The sequence below is a fragment of the Stenotrophomonas sp. 05L414_2 genome (assembly GCF_056397905.1).
In genome coordinates this window covers 1-26,239 of record NZ_JBFTOJ010000041.1, presented here as the reverse complement: position 1 = coordinate 26,239, position 26,239 = coordinate 1, and the positions used below count along the sequence as shown (strand labels likewise).

The following is a 26,239-nucleotide window of genomic DNA, read 5'->3' as shown; positions in this document are numbered from 1 at the left end:
AGCACACCCATTGGATCGGTGGACTGTTCAACGGCCTTGATTCCGGTGAACAGGTGCAGTTGTCGCTGCTGCTGGAAAAAGTCTGGCGACACACCGACGCAGGCCAGGAAACAGGCACATGAGCGGCACCATCGGCACGGCACGCCTGCAGGCACTCAATGCGGGCAGCGTATCCAGCACGCACCTGGCCGAGTGCCTCGCAGTGGATTTCGCCACACTGCTGCAGGCGGTGGCACCAACCTTGCCCCAGGCATCCATGCAGCGCATGCGCGCCGCTGCAGGCAAGGGAATCACCCAGCGCATGGCATTGGCCGCAGCGGTACTGCGCGAGGCAGGGCAGGGTGACGTGCACTGCTGGCAGGCGCATCCCTCGGACACCGTGCGCGGATGGGCCTGCTATCTGATCGGCGGCGACGCGCAGGCGGCATTGGCCGACAAGCTGCAGGCCATGCGTTCACTGGCAGATGATCCGCACTTCGGTGTGCGCGAATGGGCATGGTTGGCCTTGCGCAGCGATATCGTCGCCGAGCCGCTGGAAGCGCTTGCCCTGCTGCAACCCTGGACGCAGCAGCGCTCGCCGCATCAGCGCCGCTTCGCCTGTGAGGCGCTTCGCCCCCGCGGTGTATGGGCCACGCACATTGCGCTGTTCAAGCAGCAACCCGAGCACGCGTTGCCCCTGCTGGAGGCCCTCGCTGACGATCCCGAGCGCTATGTGCAGGACTCGGTCGGCAACTGGCTGAACGACGCAGGCAAGAGCCAGCCCGGATGGGTGCGCGATGTATGCACGCGGTGGCAGTCAACGCACGACAGCGCAGCCAATACATACATCCGCAAGCGCGCGCTGCGCTCGCTGTAGCGCCGTACCGTTCACCCGCGTTTCCCGGTAGTGCCGGCCGCTGGCCGGCAACCCCATGACCTTCAAGGGAGACCCCATGCGCCATCGCCTCATCGGACGGCATTCCAGCACCCTCGTGGCACATGCGCGTGTCATCCATTCCGGGTAAAGATGGCGCTCGGCCGTGTCCACCCGCAGGGAAGTCGAGCATGCAGAGCAAGATCCAGGTGACGTTGTACGGAGCGCTGGGCAGCAGTCCAGCGCTGCAGGTGCCCGGCCTGGAAGGGCCGGTGGTGGCCATCCAGGAAGCCACGCTGCGGCAGCTGGTGTCCGATCTGTATACGGCCAGGTCCATGCTCAACCCCGAACAGCTTGATGAGGCCAGGCAGGAACTGGACCGCGTGGTGGAGCGTTGGGTCGACATCCACGAGACGCTGCTGCTGGATGTGGAAGTGCATGGCGGCCGATAGTCCGCTGAACCGCGCCCGCAGTTGCGGATGAAACAGTTGGCACCCGCCAAAACCCTGTGTTATCAATAGATCCCATGAACGCAGCCCACGCCAGCTTTTATTGGTATTACTTTCCGAAGCCCCCGGCGGAGGAAGGATTGCGCTCACCCTGAAGAAAGCTTCAGACGCATTCCCGAAAGCCGCCAGCGAACCTGGCGGCTTTTTTCATGTCGCCACGCTGCGGACCCCCAACGTTCCGTAGAGACCCCTCACCATGCCCCCGCACACCGACGACCTGCGTATCCGCACCATCGAACCGCTGACACCGCCTGCCCAGCTGCTGGCGATGCTGCCCTGCGATGACGAAGCCTCCGACACCGTCAGCGCTTCGCGCGCCGCCCTGCACCAGATCCTGCATGGCCGCGACGACCGCCTGGCGGTGGTGGTCGGGCCGTGCTCGATCCACGATCCGAAAGCCGCCATCGAGTACGCACAGCGCCTGAAGCCGCTGCGCGATGCGCTGGCCGGCGAGCTGGAAATCGTCATGCGCGTGTACTTCGAGAAGCCACGCACCACGGTGGGCTGGAAGGGCCTGATCAACGATCCGGACCTGGACGGCAGCTTCAAGATCGACAAGGGCCTGCGCATCGCCCGTGGCCTGCTGCGCGACATCAACAAGCTCGGCCTGCCGGCCGGCGTCGAGTTCCTCGACGTGATCTCGCCGCAGTACATCGCCGACCTGGTGGCATGGGGCGCGATCGGCGCACGCACCACCGAAAGCCAGGTGCATCGTGAACTTGCGTCGGGGCTGTCGTGCCCGGTCGGCTTCAAGAACGGCACCGACGGCAACGTCAAGATCGCCGCCGATGCCGTGGGCGCGGCCTCCAATCCGCATCACTTCCTGTCGGTCACCAAGCAGGGCGGCACCGCCATCGTCTCCACCACCGGCAACCCCGACTGCCATGTGATCCTGCGTGGTGGCAAGCAGCCGAACTACGATGCGGCCAGCGTGGCCGATGCCTGCCAGGCGCTGGCCAAGGCCAAGCTGCCGACGCGCCTGATGATCGATGCCAGCCACGCCAACAGCCTGAAGAACCACGAAAACCAGCCGAAGGTGATCGAAGACATCGCCATCCAGCTGGAAGATGGCGAGCAGCGCATCGTCGGTGTGATGGTCGAAAGCCATCTGGTCGGCGGTCGCCAGGAACTGGTGGAAGGCCAGCCGCTGGTCTACGGCCAGAGCATCACCGATGGCTGCATTGATTGGGACACCACCGTGCAGGTGCTGGAGCGGCTTGCCGCTGCCGTGCGCGCCCGCCGTGAGATGAAGGTGTCCGAAGCCGCTTGAGTGCGGCACGTGTGTGGATGGCGGCCAGTGCCTGCGGGGGTGCGGCCGCGATCAGGGCCGGTCGGAGTTGGAGACCGGCCCGTCTGCACCGGCGATGCGCCTGGCGCTGCGTATGTGCGACAGCGCCAGGTACATCGCCGGGGGGGCGTGAGACCCGAACCGTCGATGGCCGCAGTAGACCCACGCCATGCGTGGATGAAGCCGCCTCGCTCACCGCCCCGCCCGTACTCGCGCCAACGCCAGATACATCGCCGGCGTGGTGTACAGCGTCAACCACTGGCTGACCAGCAACCCGCCGACGATGGCGATGCCCAGCGGCTGCCGCAGCTCCCAACCTTCACCGTTGGCCAGCATCAGCGGCAACGTACCCAGCAGTGCCGCCAGCGAGGTCATCAGGATCGGCCGCAGGCGCAATCGTGCCGCTTCCATCACTGCATCCTGCGCACTCAGCCCGCGGCGTTCGCCGGCCAGGGCGAAGTCGACCAGCAGGATCGTGTTCTTCATCACCACGCCCACCAGCAGGAACAGGCCGAGCAGGGCGATCAGGTTCAGTTCGTTGCCGAACAGCCACAGCGCCAGCAACGCCCCGATGCCGGCCGACGGCAGCGTGGACAGGATCACCAATGGCTGCAGGAAACTCTCGTAGAGGATGCCCAGCACCAGGTACACCGCCAGCGTCGCACCCAGTACCAGCCACAACTGGCGCGAACGCAGCTGCTCCAGGCCATCGGCCTCGCCGGAAAGCCTGGCCTGCACCGAGCGCGGCAGCATCAGTTTGGCCATCGCCGCATCAATGGCCAGGGTGGCCTGTTCCAGGCCCACGCCCGGCGCCAGTGCGAACTCGATCCAGATCGAGGCGAACTGCTCGCTGTGATACACGCGGTCCGGCGCCATGCCATAGCGCCAGCTGGCGATGCTCGACAGGGGAATGCGCTGGCCGCTGCCATCGATCACCTGCAGCCGTGCCAGCGTGCCCGGGTCCTGGGTGTGCTTCGGGTCCAGCTCCATCACCACCCGGTACTGGTTGAGGCTGTCGTACAACGTGGCGACCTGGCGCTGGCTGAAGGCGTTGTTGAGCATGTTGGCCACAATGCGCAGGTCCACGCCGTGGCGCGCCGCTGCCTCGCGGTCGATGTCCAGCATCACCTGGCGCATGCCGGCCTCGCCCTGCGCTTCCACGTCCACCAGTTCCGGCAGGCCACGCAGCGCAGCAGCGACCTTCGGTGCCCATTGGCGCAAGGGTGCGGTGTCCGCTGACAGCAGCTGGAATTCGTATTTGCCGCTGCTGCCGGCGCCTTCCAAGCGGATGTCCTGGTCCACCCACAGGTACAGATTGCCGCCGGGCAGCTTGGGCAGGCGCGCGCRCAGGCGATCGATCACCTGCTGGCTGGAGACACCGCGCTCGGCCAGCGGCTTCATCTTGATCATGATGAAGGCGTTGTTGACCCCGTTGCTGCCACCGATATACCCGATGATGTCCTCGATGGCCGGGTCGGACAGCAGCAGTCTGCGGTAGGCATCGATCTTCGGCTGCATCGCCTGGAAGGACAGGCCGTCATCGCCACGCGCGAAGCCGCGCAGCTGTGCGGTGTCCTGCTGCGGAACGATGCCCTTGGGTACCTGCTGGAACAGCCAGGCGTTGAGTGCGATCACTGCCACGAAGGCCAGCAAGGGCCAGCGCAGGTGACGCAGGCTTGCCTGCAGGGTGCGCAGATAGGTGCCACGCACGCGCTCGAACAGCGCATTGCTGCCGCGTTGCCAGCGCGAGGGTTGTTGTGTGTCATCGACGAACAGGCGCGCGCACAGCATCGGCACCAGGCTGAGTGCCACCAGTACCGATACCGTCATCGCCGCTACCAGGGTCAGCGAGAATTCGCGGAACAGGCGCTCGACGAAATCGTCCAGGAACAGGATCGAGACGAACACCACCGCCAGCGCCAGGTTCATCGACAGCAGGGTGGCGCCTACTTCGGACGCACCGCGCACCGCCGCCTGCCAGCGGTCGGCGCCCAGCTCGCGATGGCGCGCGATGTTCTCCAGCACCACGATGGCGTCGTCCACCACCAGTACCGCCGCCACGATCAGGGCCATCAGCGAGAGCGTATTGAGCGAGAAGCCCATCAGCGCGATCAACGCCAGCGTGCCGAACAGCACCACCGGAATCGCCACGCTGGGTACCAGTGCTGCGCGCCAGTGGCCGAGGAAGCCGAGCACCACCAGTACCACCAGCGCGATCGCCAGCAGCAGGGTCACTTCTGCTTCGTGCAGGGTGGCGCGGATCACCGGCGAGCGGTCCATCACCAGGCGCATGTCCACCGTGCTGGGCAGCAGGGCGTGCAGCTGCGGCAACTGCGCCTGGATGGCATCGACGGTGGCGATGATGTTGGCGCCGGGCTGGCGGCTGACGATCAGCAGCACGGCGGGGCGTTCGTTGTGGAAGCCACTGGCATAGCGATCCTCCACGCCATCGACGACGGCAGCGACATCGCCCAGCCGCAGCAGGCGGTCATCGCTGGCCTTCAGCGCCAGCTGGCGATACTGCGTTGCCTGGCGCAGTTGCAGCGGCGCTTCCAGTTGCCAGTGCTGCTGCGCGCCTGCGACCGCACCCAGTGGGCGCACTGCATTGGCGCGGCTGATTGCCTGTGCCACGTCTTCCAGTGCCAGGCCTGCGTGATTGAGAGCATTGGGGTCCAGCGACACGCGAACCGCCGGCAGCGCGCTGCCGCCCACCTGCACTTCGCCCACGCCCGGCACCTGCGACAGCTTCTGCGCCAGCACGGTCGAACCCAGGTCGTACAGCTGTCCCGGCGAGAGCGTATCGGAGGTCAGCGCCAGCGCCAGGATCGGCGCCTGCGACGGATTGACCTTGCGGTACTGCGGCATGCCCGGCATGCCGCTGGGCAGCTGGCCGCGGGCGAGGTTGATCGCGGCCTGCACTTCGCGCGCGGCCTCGTCGATGTCGCGGCCGAGCACGAACTTCAGTTCGATCTCGGTCTTCCCCTGGGTGCTGGCCGAATCGATGCGCGAGATGCCGGGCAGGCTGCCCAGCGCACGCTCCAGCGGCGTGGCGACGGTGGCCGCCATCGATTCGGGCGAGGCGCCGGGCAGGCTGGCACTGACTTCAATGGCGGGATAGTCGACCTGGGGCAGCGGTGCCACCGGCAGCAGGCGCAGCGCCAGCAGGCCGGCCAGTACCAGCGCCACCGCCAAGAGGATGGTCGCCACCGGACGCTGCACGCAGGCCTGTGCCAGGCGTGCTACAGGGGTCATGCGCCGGCCTCGCCAGCGGTTGCCGGTGCTGTCGCGCGGCGACGCTGCAGACGGTCGAAGGCCAGGTAGATCACCGGCGTGGTGAACAGCGTCAACACCTGGCTGACCATCAGGCCACCCACCATCACCCAGCCCAGCGGCTGCCGCAGCTCTGCGCCCGAGCCACTGGCCAGCATCAGCGGTACCGCGCCGAACAGCGCGGCCAGGGTGGTCATCAGGATCGGCCGGAAGCGCAGCAGCGCCGCCTGGTGGATCGCCTCACGCGGGCTCATGCCGCGCGTGCGCTGCGCGTCCAGCGCGAAGTCGATCATCATGATCGCGTTCTTCTTCACCAGGCCGATCAGCAGCACGATGCCGATCACTGCGATCAGGTCCAGGCTGCGTCCGCTCACCCACAACGCGGCCAGGGCGCCCACGGTCGCCGAGGGCGGGGTGGAGAGAATGGTGATGGGGTGGATGAAGCTCTCGTAGAGCACGCCCAGCACGATGTACATCACCACCACCGCCGCCAGGATCAGCCACAGCGTGCTCGACAGCGAACTGCTGAAGGCCGCCGCCGCGCCCTGCAGGCGCAGCTCGATGCTCTGCGGCAATGCCACCTGTGCCTGCGCGGCATGCACGGCATCCACCGCTTCGCCCAGCGATGCGCCGGGCGCAAGGTTGAACGACAGCGTGGCCGCCGGGAACTGACCGACATGGTTGCGCAGCAGCGCCGTTGGCCCCTGCTCGACGCGCGCCACCGCGCCCAGCGGCACGGTCTGGCCGTTGCTGCTGCGCACGCGCAGGCCGCTGATCGCCTCCGGCCCCGGTTGCCGCGCCGGATCGGCCTCAAGCACCACCCGGTACTGGCTGGCTTGGGTGAATATGGTCGAGATCTGCCGTTGCCCATAGGCGTCGTACAGTGCGTCGGCCACCGCTTCCACACTCACGCCAAGGCGTGCGGCGGCATCGCGGTCGATGCTCACCCTGGCCTGCCGGCCCTGCATCTGCAGGTCACTGGCCACATCACGCAGCGCCGACGATTGGCGAAGCGCGTGCAACAGCTTTGGGGTCCAGGTTTCCAGCGTCTGCAGGTCCGGCGTGGTCAGGGTGAACTGGTACTGGTTGCGGCTGATGCGGTCTTCGATGCCCAGCTCCTGCACCGGTTGCAGGTACAGGGTGATGCCGGGAATCCTCGCCACGCGTTGCTGCAGCCGCGCCATCACCACATCGGCGCCCTCGCGCTCGCCATGTGGCTTCAGTTCGATCAGCAGGCGGCCGGTGTTGAGGGCGGCATTGTTGCCGTCCACGCCGATGTAGGAAGACAGGCTGGCCACGGCCGGGTCCTGTTCAATGGCCGTGGCCAAGGCAAGCTGGCGCTCGCGCATGGCCTGGAACGAGATCGMCTGCGGSGCTTCGCTGATGCCCTGCACCAGGCCGGCATCCTGCACCGGGAAGAAGCCCTTCGGCACGGCGAAATACAGCGCCACCGTCAGCGCAAGCGTGGCCACGGTCGCCAGCAGCATCAGTGGCTGGCGCTGCAGTACCCAGCGCAGCTGTCGGTCGTAGAGGGCAATGATGCGATCGAACACGTCGCGCTTCGGGGTCGGAGCCCTGACCGGATCCGACCCGGGCGGGGTCAGATTCCCGTGGGGCGCTGACCCTTTGGCATGTGGTTTCAGGAAGCGCGCACACAGCATCGGCGTCAAGGTCAGCGACACCAGCAGCGAAATGCCGATGGCCACCGCCAGCGTCACTGCGAACTCATGGAACAGCGCGCCCACCAGGTCGGCCATGAACAGCAGCGGGATCAGCACGGCGATCAACGAGACCGTCAGCGACACCAGGGTGAAGCCAATCTCGCTGGCACCTTTCAGCGCTGCCTCGCGCGGGCTTTCGCCGTCTTCCAAGTGGCGGGCGATGTTCTCCAGCATCACGATCGCATCGTCCACCACGAAGCCGGTGGCGATGGTCAACGCCATCAGCGTGAGGTTGTTGAGCGAATAGCCGGCCAGCAGCATCACCGCGAACGTACCGATCAGCGACAGCGGCACCGCCACGCTGGGAATCAGCGTAGCCGGCAGGTTGCGCAGGAATACCCAGGTGACCAGCACCACCAGCGCGATGGCCAGCACCAGTTCCTTCTGTACGCCGCGCACGGACGCGCGGATCGATTCGGTGCGGTCGCTGAGCACGGTCATCTGCACGCCGGCCGGCAGCGTGGCCTGCAGCTGCGGCAGCAACGCACGCACCTGTCCGACCACGGCGATGACGTTCGCACCGGGTTGGCGCTGGATGTTCACCAGCACCGCCGGGGTGGTGCCGCTCCATGCCGCCAGCTGGCGGTTCTCGGCGCCGTCGGTGATGGTGGCCACATCGCCCAGCCGCAGCGGTGCGCCCTCACGCCAGGCCAGCACCAGTGCGCGGTATTCGGCAACGCTGCGCATCTGGTCGTTGGCATCGAGCATCACCGCGCGGATCGGGCCATCGAAGCTGCCCTTGGGCAGGTTGACGTTGGCTGCGGCAATCGCAGTGCGGATGTGGTCCATGCCCAGGTTGTTGGCGGCCAGCGCGGCCGGATTGACCTGGATGCGCACGGCGGGGCGCTGGCCACCGGCCAGGCTGACCAGGCCCACACCCGGCAACTGCGCCAAGCGCTGGGCGATGCGGGTATCGACCAGGTCATGCACCTGGGGCAGTGACAGGCCCTGCGAGGTCACCGCCAGGGTCAGGATCGGCGTGTCGGCCGGATTGACCTTGCGATACACCGGCGGCACCGGCAGGTCGCCGGGCAGGAAGCTGCCGGCGGCGTTGATCGCCGCCTGCACGTCCTGTTCGGCCACGCCCAGCGACACCTCCAGGCCGAACTGCAGAGTGATCACCGATGCCCCCCCGGAACTGGTGGACGACAGCTGCTTCAGGCCGGGGATCTGCCCGAGCTGGCGCTCCAGCGGCGCGGTGATGGTGCGCGTGGTCAGCTCGGGGCTGGCACCGGGGTACAGCGTGGTGATCTGGATGATCGGATAGTCGACCTGCGGCAGCGCCGCCACCGGCAGCAGGCGATAGGCCAGTACCCCGGACAGCAGCAGCGCCACCATCAGCAGGGTGGTGGCGACCGGGCGCAGGATGAAGGCGCGCGAGAGGTTCATGCGCCGGCCCTGGTCGATGCCTCCTCGGTGATGATCTCCACCGCGGTGCCGTCTTCCAGCCCGTCGATGCCTTCGATCACCACCTTGTCACCAGCCACCAGGCCGGAACGCACCGCCACGCGTCCGGCGTCGGCCGGACCGAGCACCACCGAGCGACGTTGTGCCTTGTTGTCCTTGTCGACGATGTGCACGTAGTTGCCCTGGCTGCCGAACTGCACGGCGGCATCGGGAATCAGCAGCGCGGGATGCTCACCCAGCTGCAGGCGCACATTGACGAACTGGTTGGGGAACAGCGCCTGGTCGGCGTTGTCGAACTGCGCGCGCAGCTTCAGCGTGCCGGTGGCGGTATCGATGCGGTTGTCGACGCTGGACAGGGTGCCGCTGGCGAGCTGCCGTCGTTCTTCGCGGTCCCAGCTTTCCACCGCCAGCGCCGGCTGCGCCTGCACGGCATCGAGCAGGGCGGGAAGCTCCGGCTCGGGCACGGTGAACAGCACGCTGATCGGCGCCGTCTGCGCCAGCGTGACCAGGCCTTCGGTATCGCTGGCGTGCACCAGGTTGCCTACGTCCAGCCGGCGCAGGCCGACACGGCCGCTGACCGGGGCGATGATGCGCGTGTACTGCAACTGCAGGCGTGCTTCGTCCACCGATGCCTGGTCGCTGAGGCGGCGCCCCTGCAGCTGCCGCACCTTGCTCTGCTGGTCGCTCAGTTCCTGTGCCGACACGTAGTTCTGTCGCTGCAGTTCGCGGTAGCGCTGCAGCTGGCGCTCGGCATTCTCCAGCTCGGCCAGGTTCTGCTGCTGCGTACCCTGTGCGTGCGCAAGCTTCACTTGGTAGGGGCGGGGATCGATCTGTGCCAGCAGGTCGCCGGCGTTGACCTGCTGACCTTCCTGGAAATGCAGGCGCATCAGTTCGCCGTCCACGCGGCTGCGCACCACCACGCTGTGCAGCGGAGTGACCGTACCGACCGCCTTCATCCGCAGCACCAGCGGCTCGGCGCTGGCAAGGGCGATGCGTACAGGCACCGTCTTGCCRCTGCCGGCTTCGCCACTGCCCGCCTCGGCCCGCGGCCACAGCCACCACGCCAGGCCAGCGACAAAGGCAAGACCGGCAACGACCAGCAGCAGGCGGGCACGACGTGAGCGGGAGTTTTCGGCGACAGACATGGGGCATCCTGCGCCCTGCGTGCACGCAGGGTCATGCGGGCCCGTCGGCACCACGAAGGGCCACGGGCAGCGGGGGAGGGGGATTGTCTGGCGGGGCCGCAGGCGCGGCGTGGCTGGATGCCGTCGCGCGTGCGACGGGGCGCCAATGGTAGCGGTTTACGCGGGCGGTCGCCGCGTGACCTTGGTCATGCCACCCCGCCGGTAGTGCCGGCCAGCGCTCAATGTACTTCGTCGTGGTACACGAACTTGGGCATTTCCCAGCGGTAATGGATCGCCAGCAGACGCATGGCGAAACCACCGCCCAGGCAGCACAGGATCGCCGTGGCATCGGCCACGCCCCAGTGCAGCAACAGCAGATACACCGCACCGGTCAGCAGCGAGATGATGGCGTACAGCTCCTTCTGGAAGATCAACGGCACCTCGTTGCAGAGGATGTCGCGCAGCACGCCGCCGAAGGCGCCGGTGAGCATGCCGGCGATCAGCACGATCGGGAGTGCATGGCCGGCCTCGCGCGCGATCGAGCAGCCGATCAGGGTGAAGGCGATCAGGCCCAGGCCATCGAGCACCAGGAAGGTGCGGCGGAAGTGGTGCATCCAGCGCGCCACCCAGGTGGCGATCAGTGCGGCGCACACAGTGAAACCGAGGTACTCCGGGTGTTTCACCCAGCCCAGCGGATAGTGGCCGAGCAGGATGTCGCGCAGCGAGCCGCCACCGAGGGCGGTGACACAGGCGATCATGACCACGCCGAACAGGTCCATGCGGCGGCGGCCGGCAGACAGGGCACCGGTCATGGCTTCGGCGGWRATGGCGATRAGGTAGATGATGGACAGCAGCATGGGACAGGCTCCGGGCGCGGTGGGGCCGGCCATGCGCACATACCGCCACTGCCTGCGCAATGACGGGATGACGATGACCGGTGCCGCTCCCGCTGTCCTTTTGCCTGAGAGTTCAGCGGCGTGAGCCGCGTGCCCCTTCGGCGGATCGTCCCGGGCGTGCCCGGTGACCTCTCTCCAGCTCGGCGAGTCGAATGCATGGTTGGTGGGATTCCAGCCCACCGGCCTGAGCGATCATGGGAGCCTGCGCCTTCGGCGGGCGCCAGCGCGGCGCCTCTCTCCTGCATTCGGTCGCCAGTATATCCGCTGCAGTGCAGCACGGCATAATCCGGCCATGGTTTCGCCCTCCCGCCCGTGGTTCCTGTACCTGCTCGAATGCCGCGACGGCAGCTATTACGCCGGCATCAGCACCGACGTGCAGGCCCGCTTTGCTGCTCACCAGGCCGGCAAGGGGGCCCGCTACACCCGGTCGCGGCCGCCACTGCGGGTCCTGGCGGTGCGTGAGTACCCGGACCGGGCAGCGGCCTCGCGTGCCGAATGGGAGCTCAAGCGGCAGCCGCGCGAACGCAAACTGGCGTGGCTGTTGCAGTAGATCCACGCCATGCGTGGATGGGGCGCATCCGGCCATGCCATGATCGCCCAGCCCTCAGCGCTGGAGACCCGGATGTCCACCGTTGCCCTGTTGTTCGCACTTTCCGCAGCAGCAAGCCCTGCCGCCGACGCCGCCACGATCGCAGCCATCGATGCCACCTGCCACGACTACGTCGACGGTCAACTGGAAGCCGACCCGCAGCGCGTCGCCCGTTCCCTGCATCCGGACCTGGCCAAGCGCGCGGTGCTCGGTGATACACCGGACGAGCGCCTGGGCCTGCGCCGGATGTCGAAGGAAGAGCTGGTTGCGCTGACGAAGCAGGGCGCGTTGAAGACCCCGAAAGATCAATGGGATCGCCGCTGCACGGTGCTGGACGTGACCGGCAACGCCGCATCGGTGCGGCTGGAAACCCCGTGGTTCGTCGACTACTTCCACATGGGCCGCTTCGAGCAGCGCTGGGTCATCGTCAACGCGCTGTGGTACCCGAAGCCGAAGGCGGAGTGACGCATGCGTGCTGCGGGCCGTGCATGGATCGCGCTACTGCTGTTGCTGGCCTTCGTTGACCTGCTACCGGGGCTGTTGTACCTGCTTGGGCTCGCTTGGGTGGAGGGCTGGCCGCAGCCCGCCGACCGCGCGCCCAGTGGTGTGGCGGCATGCAGCAGTGAGCCGCGCATGGGGCACCAACCGATCAACCCCTGGAGCTTCACCGCGCAGTTTTTCGACAAGGATGCGATGAAGAAGAAGGTGCCGGATGTCGAGCGGGAGGCCTACTGGATTGCCCGCCGCCACCTGTGGCGGCAGCCGCAGCACGACATGCTGCGCTGGCACCTGAGCAGCACCGCGTTGGCGATCTGGATCACCCGGCATTGGAGTGCCGCACAGATTGCCGATACCGCGAGGAAGGAAGATTTCTGCCGGGCATGGTCGAAACGGCGTGTGCCCGGCGGCCCGATGAAACGGTGAATCCACGGCATGCGTGGCTACGCTCCCTGCGGCCTGCACAGAAATTCATCCACGCATGGCGTGGATCTACTGTGCCGGTCGAGGATGTGCCCGCGGCACTACCTACCGCGAAGATTTCTGCCGGACATGATCCAGGCCCGATGAAGCAGTAGAGCCACGCCATGCGTGGCTGCGCTCCATGCAGCCTGCGCAGAACTTCATCCACGCATGGCGTGGATCTACTGTGTCGGTCGAGGGCGCTCGCCGCGCTACCTACCGCGAAGATTTCTACCGGACATGATCCAGGCCCGATGAAGCAGTAGAGCCACGCCATGCGTGGCTGTGCTCCATGCAACCTGCACAGAAATTCATCCACGCATGGCGTGGATCTACTGTGTCGGTCGAGAGGTCACGCATGGCGTGGATCTACCGCTTCGGTCGCCGGTCTTCGCGGTCATCGCCGAAGATGATCCGCGCGCTGCGCTGGTAGCTCCAGTACGCCACCGCCCAGTTCAACAGCACCACGACGCGGTTGCGGAACCCGATCAGGAAGAACACGTGCGCGGCCAGCCAGAACCACCAGGCCAGCACGCCGGACAGCTGGAGCTTGCCCAGGTGCACGATCGCGGCCATGCGGCCGATGGTGGCCAGGTTGCCGAAGTCGGCGTACTTGAACGGTCCGGGTGCTGCCTTGCCATGCAGGCGCGCGCGAATCACGTCCGCCACGTACTTGCCCATCTGCTTGGCGGCAGGCGCAACGCCCGGTACCGGCTTGCCGTTGGCCTGGTTCAGCGCAGCGAGGTCGCCGGCCAYGAACAGTTCCGGGTGACCAGACAGGGTTAGGTCGGGCTGCACCTGCACGCGACCGGCGCGGTCCAGCGGCACGTCCAGCGTGCGCGCCAGCGGTGAGGCGGCCACGCCGGCGGCCCAGACCACGGTGCGCGCGGGCACGAAGTGGTCGCCCAGCTTGAAGCCCTGTCCATCGATGTGGCTCACCGGCGTGCCGGTCATCACTTCCACGCCCAGCTTTTCCAGCTGTCGGCGTGCCTTCAGCGAAAGCACTTCGGGGAAGGTGGACAACACGCGCGGACCGGCCTCGACCAGCCGCACCTTGGCGCTGGCCGGATCGATGTGGCGGAATTCATTGCGCAGCGTATGCCTGGCGATTTCCGCGAGGGTGCCGGCCAGCTCGACCCCGGTCGGGCCACCCCCCACCACGGCAAAGCTCAGCCATGCCGCCTTCTTTTCCGGGTCCGGCTCGGCTTCGGCGCGTTCGAACGCCAGCAGCAGTTTGCGGCGCAGGGCGATGGCATCGTCCAGGGTCTTCAGGCCGGGCGCATCGTCCGCCCATTCGTCGTGGCCGAAGTAGGCGTGGGTGGCGCCGGTGGCCAGCAGCAGGCTGTCGTAGTCCAGCGTGCTGCCATCGGCCATGCGTACCTGGCGGGCCTGCTTGTCGATGGCCACCACTTCGCCCAGCCGCACCTCCACGTTGCGCTGGTGGCCGAGGATGTGGCGCAGCGGTGCGGCGATATCCGGAGCGGACAGCCCAGCGGTGGCCACTTGGTAAAGCAGCGGCTGGAACAGGTGGTGGTTGCGACGGTCGACCAGGGTGATGCGTATGCGTTCGCGGGCCAGCGCACGGGTGGCCCACAGGCCGGCGAAACCGCCGCCGACAACGACCAGGTGGGGGACGCGATCACGACTCATCGACTCACTCCAGGGGGGCATGGGGGAAGTGCCTGGCATCTTCGCACGGTCGCTCCTTGTCACGTCAGCGTGCATCGGGATCGGCGATACTCGGGTTCAGGCAACTGCCCGTGAGGAGTCCATGAGCGAACCGGAAAAGCGCATCGCCCTGTTGATCGACGCCGACAATGCACCGGCCTCGAAGATCGACGAAGTCCTGGCCGAGGTCGCGCGCTACGGTGTGGCCAACGTCCGCCGTGCCTACGGCAACTGGAAGAGCCCACGACTGAAGGGCTGGGAGGCGGTGCTGCACGAGTACGCGATCCGCCCGATCCAGCAGTTCGCCTACAGCAAGGGCAAGAACGCGTCGGACATGGCGATGGTGATCGACGCGATGGATCTGCTGTACGCGCGCAACCTCGATGGCTTCGCGATCGTGTCCAGCGATGCCGACTTCACTCCGATGGTGATGCGCCTGCTGACCGATGGCGTAAAGGTGTATGGCTTCGGCGAAAAGAAAACGCCGGAACCCTTCGTCAACGCGTGCTCGAAGTTCACCTACCTCGAAGCGTTGGGCCAGACCCACGCCAGCGTGCAGGATGTGGAGCAGGCAGCGAACGAACAATCATCGAACGGACAGGCGCCCAGCGAGCAGGCCACCAGCGATGATGCGCGCCCACGCAAGAGCGGGGCGGAAATGCGYAGCGATACGCGCCTTGTGAAGATGCTGCGCCGTGCGGTGTCCTCGGCAGAAGGCGAGGATGGCTGGTCGCACCTGGGTCCGGTCGGCAGCCAGATCGGCAACCAGGCCTCGTTCGATCCGCGCAACTACGGTTACGGCAAACTCAGTGACCTGCTGGCGGCGATCGGTTTGTTCGAACTCAAGAAGGACGGTAAGTCCTCCTACGTACGCGCGCTGCCGAAGAAGAACCGGTAGCGCCGGGCGTTGCCCAGCGTGTGCCGGTCGCGCAGCACTGCAGAAGACATGGTGTGGCTACAGCGTACGTGCGCTGGAGCCGGCATGGCCTTCCGCAAATCCGTTGGCGAAGTCTTCAACGCCATTGAAGGCCAGCAGCAGCACGCCGGCGCACAGCAGCATGTTGCGGTTCGAGCGCCGGTACCCGAGCACCAGCATCACCAGTCCTGCTGCCAGAAGCGTGTAGTTCACTGCATCCCATGCGGTCATGTCGTCTCTCCCTGTGGATGGGCGTATCGTAGCGGCTCCGCGCCATCGCGGCGCACTGCTGCACGCAAGGAAACCCGCATGTTGAAGATCTGGGGCCGCCGCAATTCCAGCAACGTCCGCAAGGTGCTGTGGTGCGCCGAGGAAATCGGCCTGCCGTACGAGTCCATCGAAGTGGGTGGCAGCCACGGTGGCACGCAGTCGCCGGAGTACGTGGCGATGAACCCGAACGGCCTGGTGCCGGTGATCGAAGACCACGGCCTGCCGCTGTGGGAGTCGAACACCATCGTGCGCTACCTCAGTGCGCGCTATTCGCTGGGCACGCTGTATGCCGAAGATCCGATGGAGCGCGCCCAGGCCGAAAAGTGGATGGACTGGAGCACCTCGCGGATGGCGCCGCTGTACTCCGAACTGATCTGGGGCATCATGCGCACCGCACCGGCCGACCGCGATGAGGCGCGCATCAATGCAGCGATCGTGCGCGCGGGTGATTTCCTGGCGCTGCCCAACGCAACCCTGGCCAAGCAGCCGTGGCTGTCGGGCGACACGTTCGCCATGGGTGACATCGCGTTGGGCTCGTTGATCTACGCCTGGTTCGAACTGCCGATCCAGCGCCCGGACCTGCCGCACCAGGCCGAGTGGTATGCACGCCTGCGCGAACGTCCGGCGTACCAGCGCGGCGTGATGTCACCGATGACGTAAGCGAAGGCGCGACGTTCGGGGTCAGAGCCCTTTTCTGCGGAAAGGGATCCGACCTCAAGCCATCGGGGTCGGATCCCACCCAGCGGGTGGGCTCTGACCCCAGCGTATTGCCCTCAGTACAGATCCGTCGGATCCACATCCAGCGACCAGCGCACCTTGCGTGCCTCCGGCAGCGCGTACAACTGCGGCACCAGCTGTGCCAGTACCCCATGCAGCGGCGGCCGCTGTGCCGCCGACAGCAGCAGCTGCGTTCGCTGATAACCGGCACGGCGTGGCATCGGCGCCGGCATCGGCCCGTAGGCCTCTACCATGTCCTGTTCACCCAGCAGTTTCCGCGCAGCGAGCAGGAACGCGTTGGCATGCTCGACCTGCTGTGCTTCGGCACGCATCAATGCCAGGTGCGCGAATGGTGGAAAACCTGCCGCCTGGCGCTGGTTGAGTTCGGCCTGGGCGAACGGGTGGTAGCCACCGTTGACCAGTGTCTCCAGCAGCGGATGGCCCGGATGATGGGTCTGCAGCCACACTTCACCCGGATCGCGCGCGCGACCGGCGCGGCCGGCTACCTGGATCAGCTGCTGCGCCAGTTTTTCGCTGGCGCGGAAATCGGCCGAGAACAGGCCTTCGTCGATGCCCACCACCACCACCAGCGTCAGCTTGGGCAGGTCGTGGCCCTTGGCCAGGATCTGCGTGCCGACCAGGATGCCGGGCGCGTTGCCGAGCTTGGCCAGCTGCTGCTCCAGCGCATCGCGGCGGGCGGTGGTGCCACGGTCGATGCGCACCACCGGGAAATCGGCGAAGGCACTGACCAGGTGTTCTTCCAGCCGCTCGGTGCCGATGCCCTGTGGCTGCAGGGCCAGGCTGCCGCAGGCGGGGCAGGCCAGTGGTGCCGGCTGCCGCGCACCGCAGTGATGGCATTGCAGGCGACGGCCACCGCCATGCACGGTCATCGGTGCATCGCAGCGGTTGCAGGGTGCGGTCCAGCCGCAGTCGTGGCACAGCAGCACCGGCGCATAGCCGCGGCGGTTCTTGAACACCAGCACCTGCTGGCCACGCTGCAGGTGTTCGCCGATGCCGGCCAGTACGTCGGCGGAAAGGCCATCGCGCAGCGGACGCTTGCGGACGTCGAGGATGCGCACGCGCGGCGGTCGGGCATCACCGGCGCGCTGTTTCAGGCGCAGGTGCGCATAGCGGCCGGCATAGGCGTTGTGCAGGGTTTCCAATGACGGCGTGGCGCTGCCCAGCAGCACCGGAATGCCCTGCGCCTTGGCCCGCACCAGAGCGAAATCACGTGCATGGTAGCGGATGCCGTCCTGCTGCTTGTAGCTGCCGTCGTGCTCTTCGTCCACGATCAGCAGGCCGGGCTGCGGCAGCGGAATGAACACCGCCGAACGCGTGCCCACGATCACCCGTGCTTCGCCGCGCGAGGCCGCAGCCCAGACCCGCGCGCGTTCGTTGTCGGTCAGCCCCGAGTGCAACGCGTGCACGGCGATGCCGAGACGGCCGCGGAAGCGCGCCAGGGTCTGCGGGGTCAGGCCGATCTCGGGCACCAGCACCAGGGCCTGCCTGCCCTGCGCCAGGCAATGGATGATGGCCTGCAGGTAGACCTCGGTCTTGCCGCTGCCGGTCACCCCGTCCAGCAGGAATGCCTGGAAGCTTTCGGCGGCGGTGATCGCGGCCACCGCTTCGGCCTGCTCCGCATTGAGGGTGGGGCCGGGCAGGGGCTGGGCGTGCTGCGGCGCCACGCTCAGGGCGATGCGCTCGGCCAGGTCGCGCTTGCCCAGGCTGCGTGCGGCCACCCGCCAGTCCTGCATGCGTGCGGACAGGACATCTTCGTCCACCACGGCTTCGGCCAGCAGCTCGGCCAATTGCCGCGGTCGGCTGCCGGCGCGCAGCTTCTCGCGCTGGGCATGGCCTTCGGCTGTCAGCTGCCAGCCCCAGTGATGGGTGTCGGGCAGCGGTTCGCCATGCCGCAGCGGGCCGGGCAGGGCGGTGCTCAGTACTTCGCCCAAGGGGGCGTGGGTATAGCGGGCCAGCCACTGCAGGCTCTGCCACAACTCGCCCTGCAGCAGTGGTGTCGTGTCACACCAGGCCAGTGCCTGGCGCAGGCCCTGGCTGTCCTCGGTTTGCCCGTGGCCGGCCACCACGCCGATCAGTTCGCGGTTGCCGAACGGCACCTTCAGCCGGCAGCCGACCGCTACCGTCGGGCCTTCGCCCTGCGGTGGCAGGTAGTCGAACAGGCGCGGCAGGGGCACGGGCAGGGCGACCTGCAGGGTCGGGACAGGGCCGGATTCAGGGGCGAGCATCGGGTCAGTGTAACGGCCCATGCGAGGGCGCATGGCAGTGGCAGATGCGACTGGCATGCCCTCCGGCGAATCATAAATGTCACCTAAATATCGGTGTCTATTGGAGATTCAGTCTTATCCACATCTTCTGTGGATAAGTCTGTGCGTTAGCGGCTCATGGCGCCGTATGAGGCCGATGGTGACGGCCTCACGCTTCGGTTGGTCAAAAAATAGCCACACTTTAAATGCAATTGAAATCAATAACTTAAGTGTGAAACATTGCTGAAACAGGGTGAATTCAGCCATTCACGCAGGAATCGCCCGGTTCCCGCGTGGTGCTGTGCACAACCTGCAGCAGAAAGCGTCTGCAATCGCAAGTCCTGCCGGGCAGTGATGGGCTGCCGCTATCATGCCGGCAGACCTTTGGAGTGACCGATGACGGCTGTGCCCGCCCCTGTTTCCTCGACCGCGGCCGGCGCGCTGTCGGCATTTCTGCGTGGCGTCGAACGCCGTGCCTTGGTCGTGGCCGAACTGCAGTGCGGTGACCCCGCCCGTGCCGAACAGACGCTGGTGGCGGTGATGCGCGCCTTCGCCGCGGTCGCCAGCGACCTGCCGATGGCGCAGTGGCCCAGCCGCTTCTGGACCCTGCTGGGCCAGCGCCAGGCGCTGCGCGAGCCGGCCACCGGTCAGTGGCCACCTTCATTGGCCGCGCTGGGCGAGATGGCCCCCTTGCCGCGGCTGGCCTTGCTGCTGCGGGTGGGGGGCAGCCTGGACGAAGGCATCGCCACCCGCGTTCTGGATGTCGACGACGAAGGCTATCAGCGCCTGTTGGCCACGGCCTGCCCACGCGATGCCGATGGCCAGCCCGACGCCGCTGCATGGCGCGCTCTGGCCGAACAGGTGCAGCTGCGTGTCCGCGACCTGCCGGCCAAGCGCCTGCAGCAGCTGCAGCAACCGTCCGCGCCAGCGGCCAACAACCAGGCGCCTGCGTCCAGCTGGCGTGCACCGCCGCGCGACGAACGCGCATCTGCAAGCGGCAAGCGTCGCCGCCCCAATGCCAAGCCGCGCTGGCGTGGCCCGGTGATCCTGTTGATCACCGTGGCGGTGCTGCTGCTGGCTGCGTTGGGCTGGCGCCATTGGCAGGGCCGTGCGCTGACTGCCGATGGCCCCCTGCCCGAAGGCGTGGTGGGTGAGGCCGGGCCGGTCACCGTCGAGGCGCTGCCAGCCAGCGATGTCCGCCCCGCTGCGGGCAGCGATGCGCAGGCCAGCGAAGATGCCGCGATGCTGGCCGACCGCGATTACCCGCTGCTGGCCGAGGCCGACATGCATGCCTGGAGTGCCGCCGGTGGCCCGTTGCCGGTGGACGAGTCACAACCCAAGCCGACCCGTCCGGAACCGGTCGGCGCAGCGCTGGAAACCTCTGCTGCCGATGAATAAGCTCCTCTTCGCCGGCCTGCTGCTGGCCCTGCCGCTGTCGCTGGCGGCCGCTCCGCAATCAGTGAACGTGCCGCTGCCCGCACCGTCGGCAACACCGTCGGCCGCGCCCACTGCGGCGGCGGCATTCGCGCAACTCGATCCCGCCCAGCAACGCCAGCGTCGCAGCGACTACGCCGCGTGGCGCGCCCTGCCGGAGGGCGAGCGCGAGCGCATCCGCCAGGCCGCCAGCCGCTTCGCCGCGTTGCCGGCCGATCAGCAGCAACGGCTGCGCGCGCAGTTCCAGGCACAGGACCAGGCCTTCCGCGAAGGCTGGCGGCTGGGCCCGCAACTGGGCGCCGAGTTCCCCAAGCTGCACGGCCTGTTCGGCTTCGTACCGCCGCAACAGCGCGATGCCGTGCTTGCCGTGCTGCGCCAGCTGAGTCCGTCGCAGTTGGCGCAGCTGGCCCTGGTCGCCCAGCGCACGCCGCCGCAGGAACGCGACAGCGTACGCAGCGCATTCCTGACGGTCCCCGCCGCCGAACGCGACACCTGGCTCAAGCGCCAGGCCGGCCAATAAGCGAAAAGGGGACGGAGGGAATTAAGTCGTTTCTGGCGCGACTGTGCCGGATACGACTTAATTCCCTCCGTCCCCTTTATGGGGCAGTCATGGGAATGACCGCCCGGCGCGCGTAAGATGGCCGGCCRCAACCCGGTGCCTGTGCCCTTCGCGCGCAACCGTAGTTCGCGTCAAGCACCTTATGTCTACTGCAACCTCCACGCCGCGCTTCAGCAAGGAAGTCGGCGCTACCGGTCTGCTTGCCCTGCCGCTTGTGCTCGGGCACGTCTCCACCGGTCTGATCTCCTTCGTCGACAACGTGATTGCCGGCCACCATGCGACATCCACCCTGGCCGCAGTGACCATCGGCACTGCGCTGCTGTGGCTGCCGATGCTGATCCCGATCGGCACGCTGATCTCGCTCACCGCCTCGGTGTCGCAGCTGCATGGCGCTGGCCGTGAGCGCGAGATCGGCCCGCTGTTCCGGCAGGCGCTGTGGCTGGCGCTGGGCCTGGGCCTGATCATGTTCACCTTCCTCACCGTGGTGCCGCCGCTGCTGCCGGCATTCGGCATCGCCCCGGACATCGTGCCCGGCGCAACGGCCTTCCTGCATGCGGTGCGCTGGGGTGGCCCGGCGCTGACGCTGTACTTCTGCATGCGCTATCTCAGTGAAGGCATGCATTGGACGCTGCCGACCATGCTGCTCGGTTTTGGTGGCCTGCTGGTGCTGGCGCCGATGGGGTACGTGCTGGCCAACGGCAAGCTGGGCTTCCCGGAAATGGGCGCTGAAGGCCTGGGCATCGCCTCGGCGGTGATGATGTGGCTGCAGGCGATCGCCTTCGGTACCTACCTGTGGTTCACCAAGCGCTTTGCCCATCTGCAGCTGTTCTCGCACTTCGAGGGGCCGCGCTGGTCAGCGATCTGGGACCTGCTGCGCACCGGCCTGCCGATCGGCATCACCGTGCTGATGGAAGGTGGCCTGTTCATCGTCACTGCATTGCTGATTGGTCGCCTGGGCGCCAATGAAGCGGCCGCGCACCAGATCGCGATCAACGTGGCGCAGCTGTGCTTCATGATCCCGATGGGTGTGGCCGAGGCGACCACCGTGCGGGTCGGCCATGCGGTTGGCCGTGGCGATGGCTTCGGCGTGCGCCGTGCGGCGTGGGCCGGCTACGCGATCATCATGGGTACGCAGACGCTGTCGGCGGCGGCACTGCTGTTCGGCCACGACGCCATCGTCGGCGTCTACACCAACGACCTGGCCGTGGCCGGGCTGGCCTCGACCCTGCTGCTGTACGCGGCCACCTTCCAGTTCCCCGATGGCATCCAGGTGCTGTCGGCCGGCGCGCTGCGCGGCCTGAAGGACACCCGCGTGCCGATGTTCATCGCCATGTTCGCCTACTGGGGCCTGGGCATGCCGCTGGGTGCCGGGCTCGGCCTGGGCCTGGGCATGGGGCCGCAGGGCATGTGGATCGGCCTGATCGTCGGCCTGACCGCCGCCGCCATCCTGATGGGCTGGCGCCTGAGCCGCAGCAGCAAACGCATTGGCCAGTCCACGCTGGCCTGACATCACGCCGGTCCCGGGCAACCGTGACTGGCGATCCCCTGACTTGTGTCCGATGCTGCCTCACGCGGCACCGGCTATGCTGTTACCACGGCAAGAAGCCATCCGGAGTGCTCCATGAACCAACCCGTGCCGCCGCTGCCCCCGGCGAACCGCAATCCTGTCGCCAGCTTCTTCATCGGGCTGTGGGAYGTGATGAATTTCACCCGCMGGYTGATCCTCAACCTGGTGTTCTTCGGCCTGTTGCTGCTGGTGCTGGTGATGTTCATCGTCGCTGCGGGCATGGGCGCAGGTGCCAGCAAGGCGCTGCAGGACCGCACCACCCTGGTGATCGCGCCGGAAGGCCGCCTGGTCGAGCAGTACAGTGCCGATCCGGTCAGCCGCGCGCTGGCCAAGGCCGTCGGTGACAACGGTGCCGAGGAAGTGCAGCTGCGCGATCTGATCCGGGTGATCGAGAGCGCGCGCGATGACAAGAAGATCGAGCGGGTGGTGCTGGAACTGGACAAGCTGCAGCCGTCCGGTTTCGCCTCGCTGCGCGAAGTGTCCGCCGCGCTGCAGGACCTGCGCGCCTCGGGCAAGCAGCTGGTGGCCTTCAGCGAGAGCATGGGGCAGTCGCAGTATCTGCTTGCCGCACAGGCCGACGAGGTCTACCTGGACCCCATGGGGTCGGTGGTGCTGGAAGGCCTGGGTCGCTACCGCCAGTATTTCCGCACCGGCCTGCAGGACAAGCTGGGCGTGGACGTGCACCTGTTCAAGGTAGGCGAGTACAAGTCGGCGGCCGAGCCGTACGTGCTCGACGCGGCGTCGCCGGCGTCCAAGGAAGCCGATCTGTTCTGGATGAACGATGTGTGGCAGCGCTACCTCGGCGATATCGCCAAGGCCCGCCGCCTGGATCCGGCACAGCTGGCGGCCGGTATCGACACCCTGCCTGAAGGCGTCGCTGCCGCTGGCGGCGACCTGGCCAAGTTCGCCCTGCAGCAGAAGCTGGTGACCGCGCTGAAGACCCGCGAGGAATTCGAGGATCTGATGATCGAGCGCGGCGTGGCCGACGAAGACGCCGACGGTGGTTTCCGCAACATCGATTTCGGCACCTACATGGCCCAGCTCGATGCGCGCCGCAACCCGGTTGATTCGCGTCCGCAGGTCGCGGTCATCGTGGCCTCCGGTGAAATCAGCGGCGGCGATCTGCCGGCCGGCCGTATCGGTGGTGAATCGACCTCGGCGCTGCTGCGTGCGGCCCGCGACGATGACGACGTCAAGGCCGTGGTGCTGCGCGTGGATTCGCCGGGCGGCGAAGTCTACGCCTCCGAGCAGATCCGTCGCGAAGTGGTGGCACTGCAGGCTGCCGGAAAGCCGGTGGTTGTGTCCATGGGTGACCTCGCTGCGTCCGGTGGTTACTGGATCAGCATGAACGCCGATCGCATCTATGCCGATCCGTCGACCATCACCGGTTCGATCGGCATCTTCGGCATGATCCCCAACTTCAGCCGTGCGCTGGACAAGTTCGGCGTGCACACCGATGGCGTCGGCACCACCCGTTTCGCCGGTGCCTTCGATGTCACCCGGCCGATGGACCCGGCCGTGGGCCAGGTCATCCAGTCGGTGATCAACAAGGGCTATGCCGATTTCACCGGCCGTGTTGCCGAGGCCCGCAAGAAGCCGGTCGAGGCGATTGACGAAGTGGCCCGTGGGCGCGTCTGGAGCGGTGCGCAGGCCAAGGAGCGCGGTCTGGTCGATGCCTTCGGTGGCCTGAAGGACGCCGTGGCTGACGCTGCTGGCCGGGCCAAGCTGGGCGCGACCGACAAGTACCGCGTGCGTTACATCGAGAAGGCGGCGACGCCGTTCGCGCAGTTCGTCAGCGGCTTCGCTGGCAGCCACGCCGGCGCCTGGATGCTGGCCGATTCCGGCGTGGGCCGGATGATGCTGGCGCGCACGATGCCGGAAATCGATACGCAGCTGCGCTTCGTTGAGAACGCGGCCCGCGAGAAGGGCAACGGTGCACCGGTGAAGTCGCTGGCGTATTGCTTCTGCGGGTTCTGATGGCCCATCCACGCATGGCGTGGATCTACTGAATGCACAACGCCCGGCCTTGGCCGGGCGTTGTTGCATGCGGGGTTCTACTGCGCGTCGGCCTCTGCCTTGCGCTCGCGTTCGGCCGCCTCGTCCAGTGTCTTCTGCACGGACTTTGCGCGGTCCAGCGGTTGATTGATCGCCTTGGCCATCGCCTGCGGTTGCGGTGGTCGTTCGGGATTGGGCGGTGCAGGGCGCTGGCACCCGGCCAGCGCGACGGCCGACAGCAGGACGGGAATCAGGACGCGCATGGCAGCTCTCCACGAGGGACGTGCAGCCAGTGTCGCATCCCGGGCGACGGACGGTCGTGAGCGCGTATCCTTGCCGCATCGAAACACAGCGGGCGCGGCCCCGGAGGACATATGACCCAGCAACGGTGGCGCCTGGATGGGCAGACGGCCCTGATCACCGGTGCCAGCGCCGGTATCGGCCTGGCGATCGCGCATGAACTGGCCGGTCTCGGCGCCGATCTGATGATCGTCGGCCGCGACCTGGACATGCTCGAGAGTGCTCGCGACGAACTGCTGGATGTGTATCCGCAGCACCAGGTGCACGCCTTGGCCGCCGATGTGTCCGACGACGAAGATCGCCGGCAGATCCTGGACTGGGTCGAGGACCACGCCGACGGCCTGCACATCCTGGTCAACAATGCCGGTGGCAACATCACCAAGCCCGCCACGGAGTATTCCGAAGACGAGTGGCGCGGCATTTTCGAGACCAATCTGTTCTCGGCGTTCGAGCTGTCGCGCTATGCGCATCCGTTGCTCGCGCGACACGCTTCATCGGCCATCGTCAACGTCGGCAGCGTGTCCGGCCTGACCCATGTGCGCAGCGGCGTGGTCTATGGCATGACCAAGGCGGCGATGCACCAGATGACCCGCAACCTCGCGGTGGAGTGGGCCGAGGATGGCATCCGGGTCAATGCAGTGGCGCCGTGGTACATCCGGACCCGTCGCACTTCGGGCCCGCTGTCCGATACCGACTACTACGAGGAAGTGATCGGACGCACGCCGATGCGGCGCATCGGTGAGCCGGAGGAAGTGGCCTCGGCCGTGGGCTTCCTGTGCCTGCCGGCATCGAGCTATGTCACCGGCGAATGCATCGCGGTGGATGGCGGCTTCCTGCGCTACGGGTTCTGACGGGACCACCCGCTGCGAATCGGCAACCACGGCGGGCGTGGATGCTCTACTTCGGCACGGGGCAGTCGCTGGCTTCCAGCACGGCCTGCAGGCGTTCGCGTTCGCCGCGGGCTGCCGGTTGGTTTTCGGGCGCAGCAAAGCGCTCGCGACCGCGTGCATCGCGGAAGCGCTGCTGCCAGCTGCCGCAGCGCTGCGCTTCGGCCACTTCAGTGCAGCGGTCCCTGACCACCTCACAGCTGGCGGCGTTCACCGGTGTCGCTCCGCCCAGGCCCTGCACGTTCAACAGTTCGCAGCGGCCTGGTGCAGCCTCGTACTCATGCAGGTACGAGCTTCCCTCGCTGCTGAGGCATTGATAGATCGCCGGCAGCGGTGGCTTTGACGGTGTGTTGCCATCCCCCGACGTGGCGTCGCTCGAACGTGGCAGCACCGCGCTGTCGAGTATGGCGTCGCCGCCTTCGTGCTCGACCATGCGTGCTTCCATGATCGTTCGGCCCTCACGTGGCTGCGTAGCGGCAGGCTCGGTGGCGGCGTCCACGGACGGCATCGCTGCAGGCGTCGGAGCGGGGCTGTTCTGCACCGGCGCAGCGGGTGCTGCAGCGGCTGGCGCAGGGACGCGCTGGATCTGCTGGCGGGTGCCGGCGGGGCAGGGGGTGCGCTGCAACGTAGGAACATCGCTGCTGCCCATGCAGCGGTAGATCACCATATCGTCGGCCAACGCGTTGCCGGGCAACAGGGCCATGGCCAGCCAGATCAGTCTTTTCATGCGATCAGCCTACAGCGGTGGTCCATGCCCGGGTAGTTGCCAACCTTGGTTGGCACCCGCAGTGCCCATGCCGTGGTAGTTGCCAACCTTGGTTGGCACCGTTGTTTGCCAGTGCCCACCAAGGTGGGCGTCTACCAAAGCGGGGGCACAGCCCCAGCGCAGGGCTCAGATGCCCCGGTARTTGCCAACCTTGGTTGGCACCGYTGTTTGCCAGYGCCCACCAAGGTGGGCGTCTACCAAAGCGGGGGCACAGCCCCAGCGCAGGGCTCAGATGCCCCGGTAGTTGCCAACCTTGGTTGGCACCGCTGTTTGCCAGTG

At 67.1% G+C, this 26,239-nt stretch carries 22 protein-coding genes and 2 riboswitches; of the genes, 13 read left to right on the top strand and 9 right to left on the bottom strand.

The features are described from left to right. Positions 1–118 precede the first annotated feature (118 nt). From AC1DJN_RS08105 to AC1DJN_RS08095, 3 genes are all read left to right on the top strand, one after another. The gene (locus AC1DJN_RS08105) at positions 119–856 is read left to right on the top strand and encodes a DNA alkylation repair protein (RefSeq protein ID WP_442251681.1); all 738 of its coding nucleotides are present in this window, start codon (positions 119–121) and stop codon (positions 854–856) included. Between the two features lie 188 nt (positions 857–1,044). Further along, positions 1,045–1,305, top strand: coding sequence for a hypothetical protein (locus tag AC1DJN_RS08100; protein WP_025878654.1), 261 nt, complete (start codon positions 1,045–1,047; stop codon positions 1,303–1,305). 253 nt (positions 1,306–1,558) lie between these two features. After that, positions 1,559–2,632: a 3-deoxy-7-phosphoheptulonate synthase gene (locus AC1DJN_RS08095; protein WP_478013602.1), complete on the top strand. Its 1,074-nt coding sequence runs from the start codon at positions 1,559–1,561 to the stop codon at positions 2,630–2,632. Positions 2,633–2,842: 210 nt separating this feature from the next. Here the strand turns inward: AC1DJN_RS08095 and AC1DJN_RS08090 are convergent, their stop codons facing one another. From AC1DJN_RS08090 to AC1DJN_RS08075, 4 genes are all read right to left on the bottom strand, one after another. Continuing rightward, positions 2,843–5,902: an efflux RND transporter permease subunit gene (locus AC1DJN_RS08090; RefSeq protein WP_478039063.1), complete on the bottom strand. Its 3,060-nt coding sequence runs from the start codon at positions 5,900–5,902 to the stop codon at positions 2,843–2,845. Then, on the bottom strand, positions 5,899–9,030 hold the full coding sequence (locus AC1DJN_RS08085; RefSeq protein WP_478039062.1) for a multidrug efflux RND transporter permease subunit: 3,132 nt from the start codon (positions 9,028–9,030) through the stop codon (positions 5,899–5,901). Before AC1DJN_RS08085 ends, AC1DJN_RS08090 begins: the two co-directional genes overlap by 4 nt. Beyond that, entirely contained in the window at positions 9,027–10,193 is a 1,167-nt protein-coding gene (locus AC1DJN_RS08080) for an MdtA/MuxA family multidrug efflux RND transporter periplasmic adaptor subunit (protein WP_442251677.1), read from the bottom strand. The genes AC1DJN_RS08085 and AC1DJN_RS08080 overlap by 4 nt, the downstream gene beginning before the upstream one ends. Positions 10,194–10,411: 218 nt before the next feature. Then, positions 10,412–11,029, bottom strand: coding sequence for a trimeric intracellular cation channel family protein (locus AC1DJN_RS08075; RefSeq protein ID WP_478039061.1), 618 nt, complete (start codon positions 11,027–11,029; stop codon positions 10,412–10,414). 84 nt (positions 11,030–11,113) lie between these two features. Next, a riboswitch (glycine riboswitch) is annotated at positions 11,114–11,217 on the bottom strand. 13 nt (positions 11,218–11,230) lie between these two features. Continuing rightward, a riboswitch (glycine riboswitch) is annotated at positions 11,231–11,320 on the bottom strand. A 40-nt stretch (positions 11,321–11,360) separates the two neighbouring features. Here AC1DJN_RS08075 and AC1DJN_RS08070 point away from each other — a divergent pair. The 3 genes from AC1DJN_RS08070 (at position 11,361) to AC1DJN_RS08060 (ending at position 12,581) form a co-directional block, all read left to right on the top strand. Further along, complete coding sequence (locus AC1DJN_RS08070) at positions 11,361–11,618, top strand: GIY-YIG nuclease family protein (protein WP_032952084.1); 258 nt, start codon at positions 11,361–11,363, stop codon at positions 11,616–11,618. Positions 11,619–11,690: 72 nt separating this feature from the next. Continuing rightward, positions 11,691–12,122, top strand: coding sequence for a nuclear transport factor 2 family protein (locus tag AC1DJN_RS08065; RefSeq protein ID WP_032976471.1), 432 nt, complete (start codon positions 11,691–11,693; stop codon positions 12,120–12,122). Positions 12,123–12,125: 3 nt separating this feature from the next. Beyond that, complete coding sequence (locus AC1DJN_RS08060) at positions 12,126–12,581, top strand: hypothetical protein (protein WP_032976473.1); 456 nt, start codon at positions 12,126–12,128, stop codon at positions 12,579–12,581. A gap of 405 nt (positions 12,582–12,986) precedes the next feature. Here the strand turns inward: AC1DJN_RS08060 and AC1DJN_RS08055 are convergent, their stop codons facing one another. After that, positions 12,987–14,267 carry an NAD(P)/FAD-dependent oxidoreductase gene (locus AC1DJN_RS08055; protein WP_478039060.1) on the bottom strand — a complete coding sequence of 427 codons (1,281 nt, stop codon included), beginning with the start codon at positions 14,265–14,267 and terminating at the stop codon, positions 12,987–12,989. A 121-nt stretch (positions 14,268–14,388) separates the two neighbouring features. Between AC1DJN_RS08055 and AC1DJN_RS08050 the strand changes: the two genes are divergently transcribed. Beyond that, entirely contained in the window at positions 14,389–15,183 is a 795-nt protein-coding gene (locus AC1DJN_RS08050) for an NYN domain-containing protein (protein WP_025879390.1), read from the top strand. A 57-nt stretch (positions 15,184–15,240) separates the two neighbouring features. On the opposite strand, the gene AC1DJN_RS08045 is transcribed toward AC1DJN_RS08050, so the two are convergent. Next, positions 15,241–15,432, bottom strand: a complete 192-nt coding sequence (locus AC1DJN_RS08045; RefSeq protein ID WP_032976475.1) for a hypothetical protein — start codon at positions 15,430–15,432, stop codon at positions 15,241–15,243. A 78-nt stretch (positions 15,433–15,510) separates the two neighbouring features. Between AC1DJN_RS08045 and AC1DJN_RS08040 the strand changes: the two genes are divergently transcribed. Continuing rightward, positions 15,511–16,131, top strand: a complete 621-nt coding sequence (locus AC1DJN_RS08040) for a glutathione S-transferase family protein (RefSeq protein WP_478026627.1) — start codon at positions 15,511–15,513, stop codon at positions 16,129–16,131. A gap of 113 nt (positions 16,132–16,244) precedes the next feature. On the opposite strand, the gene AC1DJN_RS08035 is transcribed toward AC1DJN_RS08040, so the two are convergent. Next, complete coding sequence (locus AC1DJN_RS08035) at positions 16,245–18,434, bottom strand: primosomal protein N' (RefSeq protein ID WP_032952166.1); 2,190 nt, start codon at positions 18,432–18,434, stop codon at positions 16,245–16,247. A gap of 414 nt (positions 18,435–18,848) precedes the next feature. Between AC1DJN_RS08035 and AC1DJN_RS08030 the strand changes: the two genes are divergently transcribed. The 4 genes from AC1DJN_RS08030 to sppA all read left to right on the top strand — a co-directional run bounded on the left by AC1DJN_RS08030 (position 18,849) and on the right by sppA (position 23,989). After that, a complete protein-coding gene (locus AC1DJN_RS08030) occupies positions 18,849–19,850 on the top strand; it encodes a hypothetical protein (RefSeq protein ID WP_032976476.1) in 1,002 nt (333 codons plus the stop codon). Next, complete coding sequence (locus tag AC1DJN_RS08025; RefSeq protein WP_032976477.1) at positions 19,843–20,406, top strand: DUF3106 domain-containing protein; 564 nt, start codon at positions 19,843–19,845, stop codon at positions 20,404–20,406. Before AC1DJN_RS08030 ends, AC1DJN_RS08025 begins: the two co-directional genes overlap by 8 nt. A gap of 181 nt (positions 20,407–20,587) precedes the next feature. Next, on the top strand, positions 20,588–21,952 hold the full coding sequence (locus tag AC1DJN_RS08020) for an MATE family efflux transporter (RefSeq protein WP_032976478.1): 1,365 nt from the start codon (positions 20,588–20,590) through the stop codon (positions 21,950–21,952). A 114-nt stretch (positions 21,953–22,066) separates the two neighbouring features. Beyond that, entirely contained in the window at positions 22,067–23,989 is a 1,923-nt protein-coding gene (sppA, locus tag AC1DJN_RS08015; protein WP_312109865.1) for a signal peptide peptidase SppA, read from the top strand. A gap of 77 nt (positions 23,990–24,066) precedes the next feature. Here the strand turns inward: sppA and AC1DJN_RS08010 are convergent, their stop codons facing one another. Next, complete coding sequence (locus AC1DJN_RS08010) at positions 24,067–24,270, bottom strand: hypothetical protein (protein WP_346602952.1); 204 nt, start codon at positions 24,268–24,270, stop codon at positions 24,067–24,069. A gap of 111 nt (positions 24,271–24,381) precedes the next feature. Here AC1DJN_RS08010 and AC1DJN_RS08005 point away from each other — a divergent pair, with 111 nt between their 5' ends. Beyond that, entirely contained in the window at positions 24,382–25,158 is a 777-nt protein-coding gene (locus AC1DJN_RS08005; protein ID WP_025879399.1) for an SDR family oxidoreductase, read from the top strand. Between the two features lie 46 nt (positions 25,159–25,204). Here the strand turns inward: AC1DJN_RS08005 and AC1DJN_RS08000 are convergent, their stop codons facing one another. Then, positions 25,205–25,921, bottom strand: coding sequence for a hypothetical protein (locus AC1DJN_RS08000; protein WP_442251675.1), 717 nt, complete (start codon positions 25,919–25,921; stop codon positions 25,205–25,207). Between the last annotated feature and the right edge of the window lie 318 nt (positions 25,922–26,239).

Excerpts from the sequence above, each read along its gene's own strand:
- AC1DJN_RS08070 (WP_032952084.1), top strand. The coding sequence starts at position 11,361 with ATGGTTTCGCCCTCCCGCCCGTGGTTCCTGTACCTGCTCGAATGCCGC.
- AC1DJN_RS08105 (WP_442251681.1), top strand. The coding sequence starts at position 119 with ATGAGCGGCACCATCGGCACGGCACGCCTGCAGGCACTCAATGCGGGC.
- AC1DJN_RS08010 (WP_346602952.1), bottom strand. The coding sequence starts at position 24,270 with ATGCGCGTCCTGATTCCCGTCCTGCTGTCGGCCGTCGCGCTGGCCGGG.
- AC1DJN_RS08095 (WP_478013602.1), top strand. The coding sequence starts at position 1,559 with ATGCCCCCGCACACCGACGACCTGCGTATCCGCACCATCGAACCGCTG.
- AC1DJN_RS08005 (WP_025879399.1), top strand. The coding sequence starts at position 24,382 with ATGACCCAGCAACGGTGGCGCCTGGATGGGCAGACGGCCCTGATCACC.
- AC1DJN_RS08035 (WP_032952166.1), bottom strand. The coding sequence starts at position 18,434 with ATGCTCGCCCCTGAATCCGGCCCTGTCCCGACCCTGCAGGTCGCCCTG.
- AC1DJN_RS08025 (WP_032976477.1), top strand. The coding sequence starts at position 19,843 with ATGAATAAGCTCCTCTTCGCCGGCCTGCTGCTGGCCCTGCCGCTGTCG.
- AC1DJN_RS08030 (WP_032976476.1), top strand. The coding sequence starts at position 18,849 with ATGACGGCTGTGCCCGCCCCTGTTTCCTCGACCGCGGCCGGCGCGCTG.
- AC1DJN_RS08040 (WP_478026627.1), top strand. The coding sequence starts at position 15,511 with ATGTTGAAGATCTGGGGCCGCCGCAATTCCAGCAACGTCCGCAAGGTG.
- AC1DJN_RS08000 (WP_442251675.1), bottom strand. The coding sequence starts at position 25,921 with ATGAAAAGACTGATCTGGCTGGCCATGGCCCTGTTGCCCGGCAACGCG.
- AC1DJN_RS08060 (WP_032976473.1), top strand. The coding sequence starts at position 12,126 with ATGCGTGCTGCGGGCCGTGCATGGATCGCGCTACTGCTGTTGCTGGCC.
- AC1DJN_RS08045 (WP_032976475.1), bottom strand. The coding sequence starts at position 15,432 with ATGACCGCATGGGATGCAGTGAACTACACGCTTCTGGCAGCAGGACTG.
- AC1DJN_RS08065 (WP_032976471.1), top strand. The coding sequence starts at position 11,691 with ATGTCCACCGTTGCCCTGTTGTTCGCACTTTCCGCAGCAGCAAGCCCT.
- AC1DJN_RS08020 (WP_032976478.1), top strand. The coding sequence starts at position 20,588 with ATGTCTACTGCAACCTCCACGCCGCGCTTCAGCAAGGAAGTCGGCGCT.
- AC1DJN_RS08100 (WP_025878654.1), top strand. The coding sequence starts at position 1,045 with ATGCAGAGCAAGATCCAGGTGACGTTGTACGGAGCGCTGGGCAGCAGT.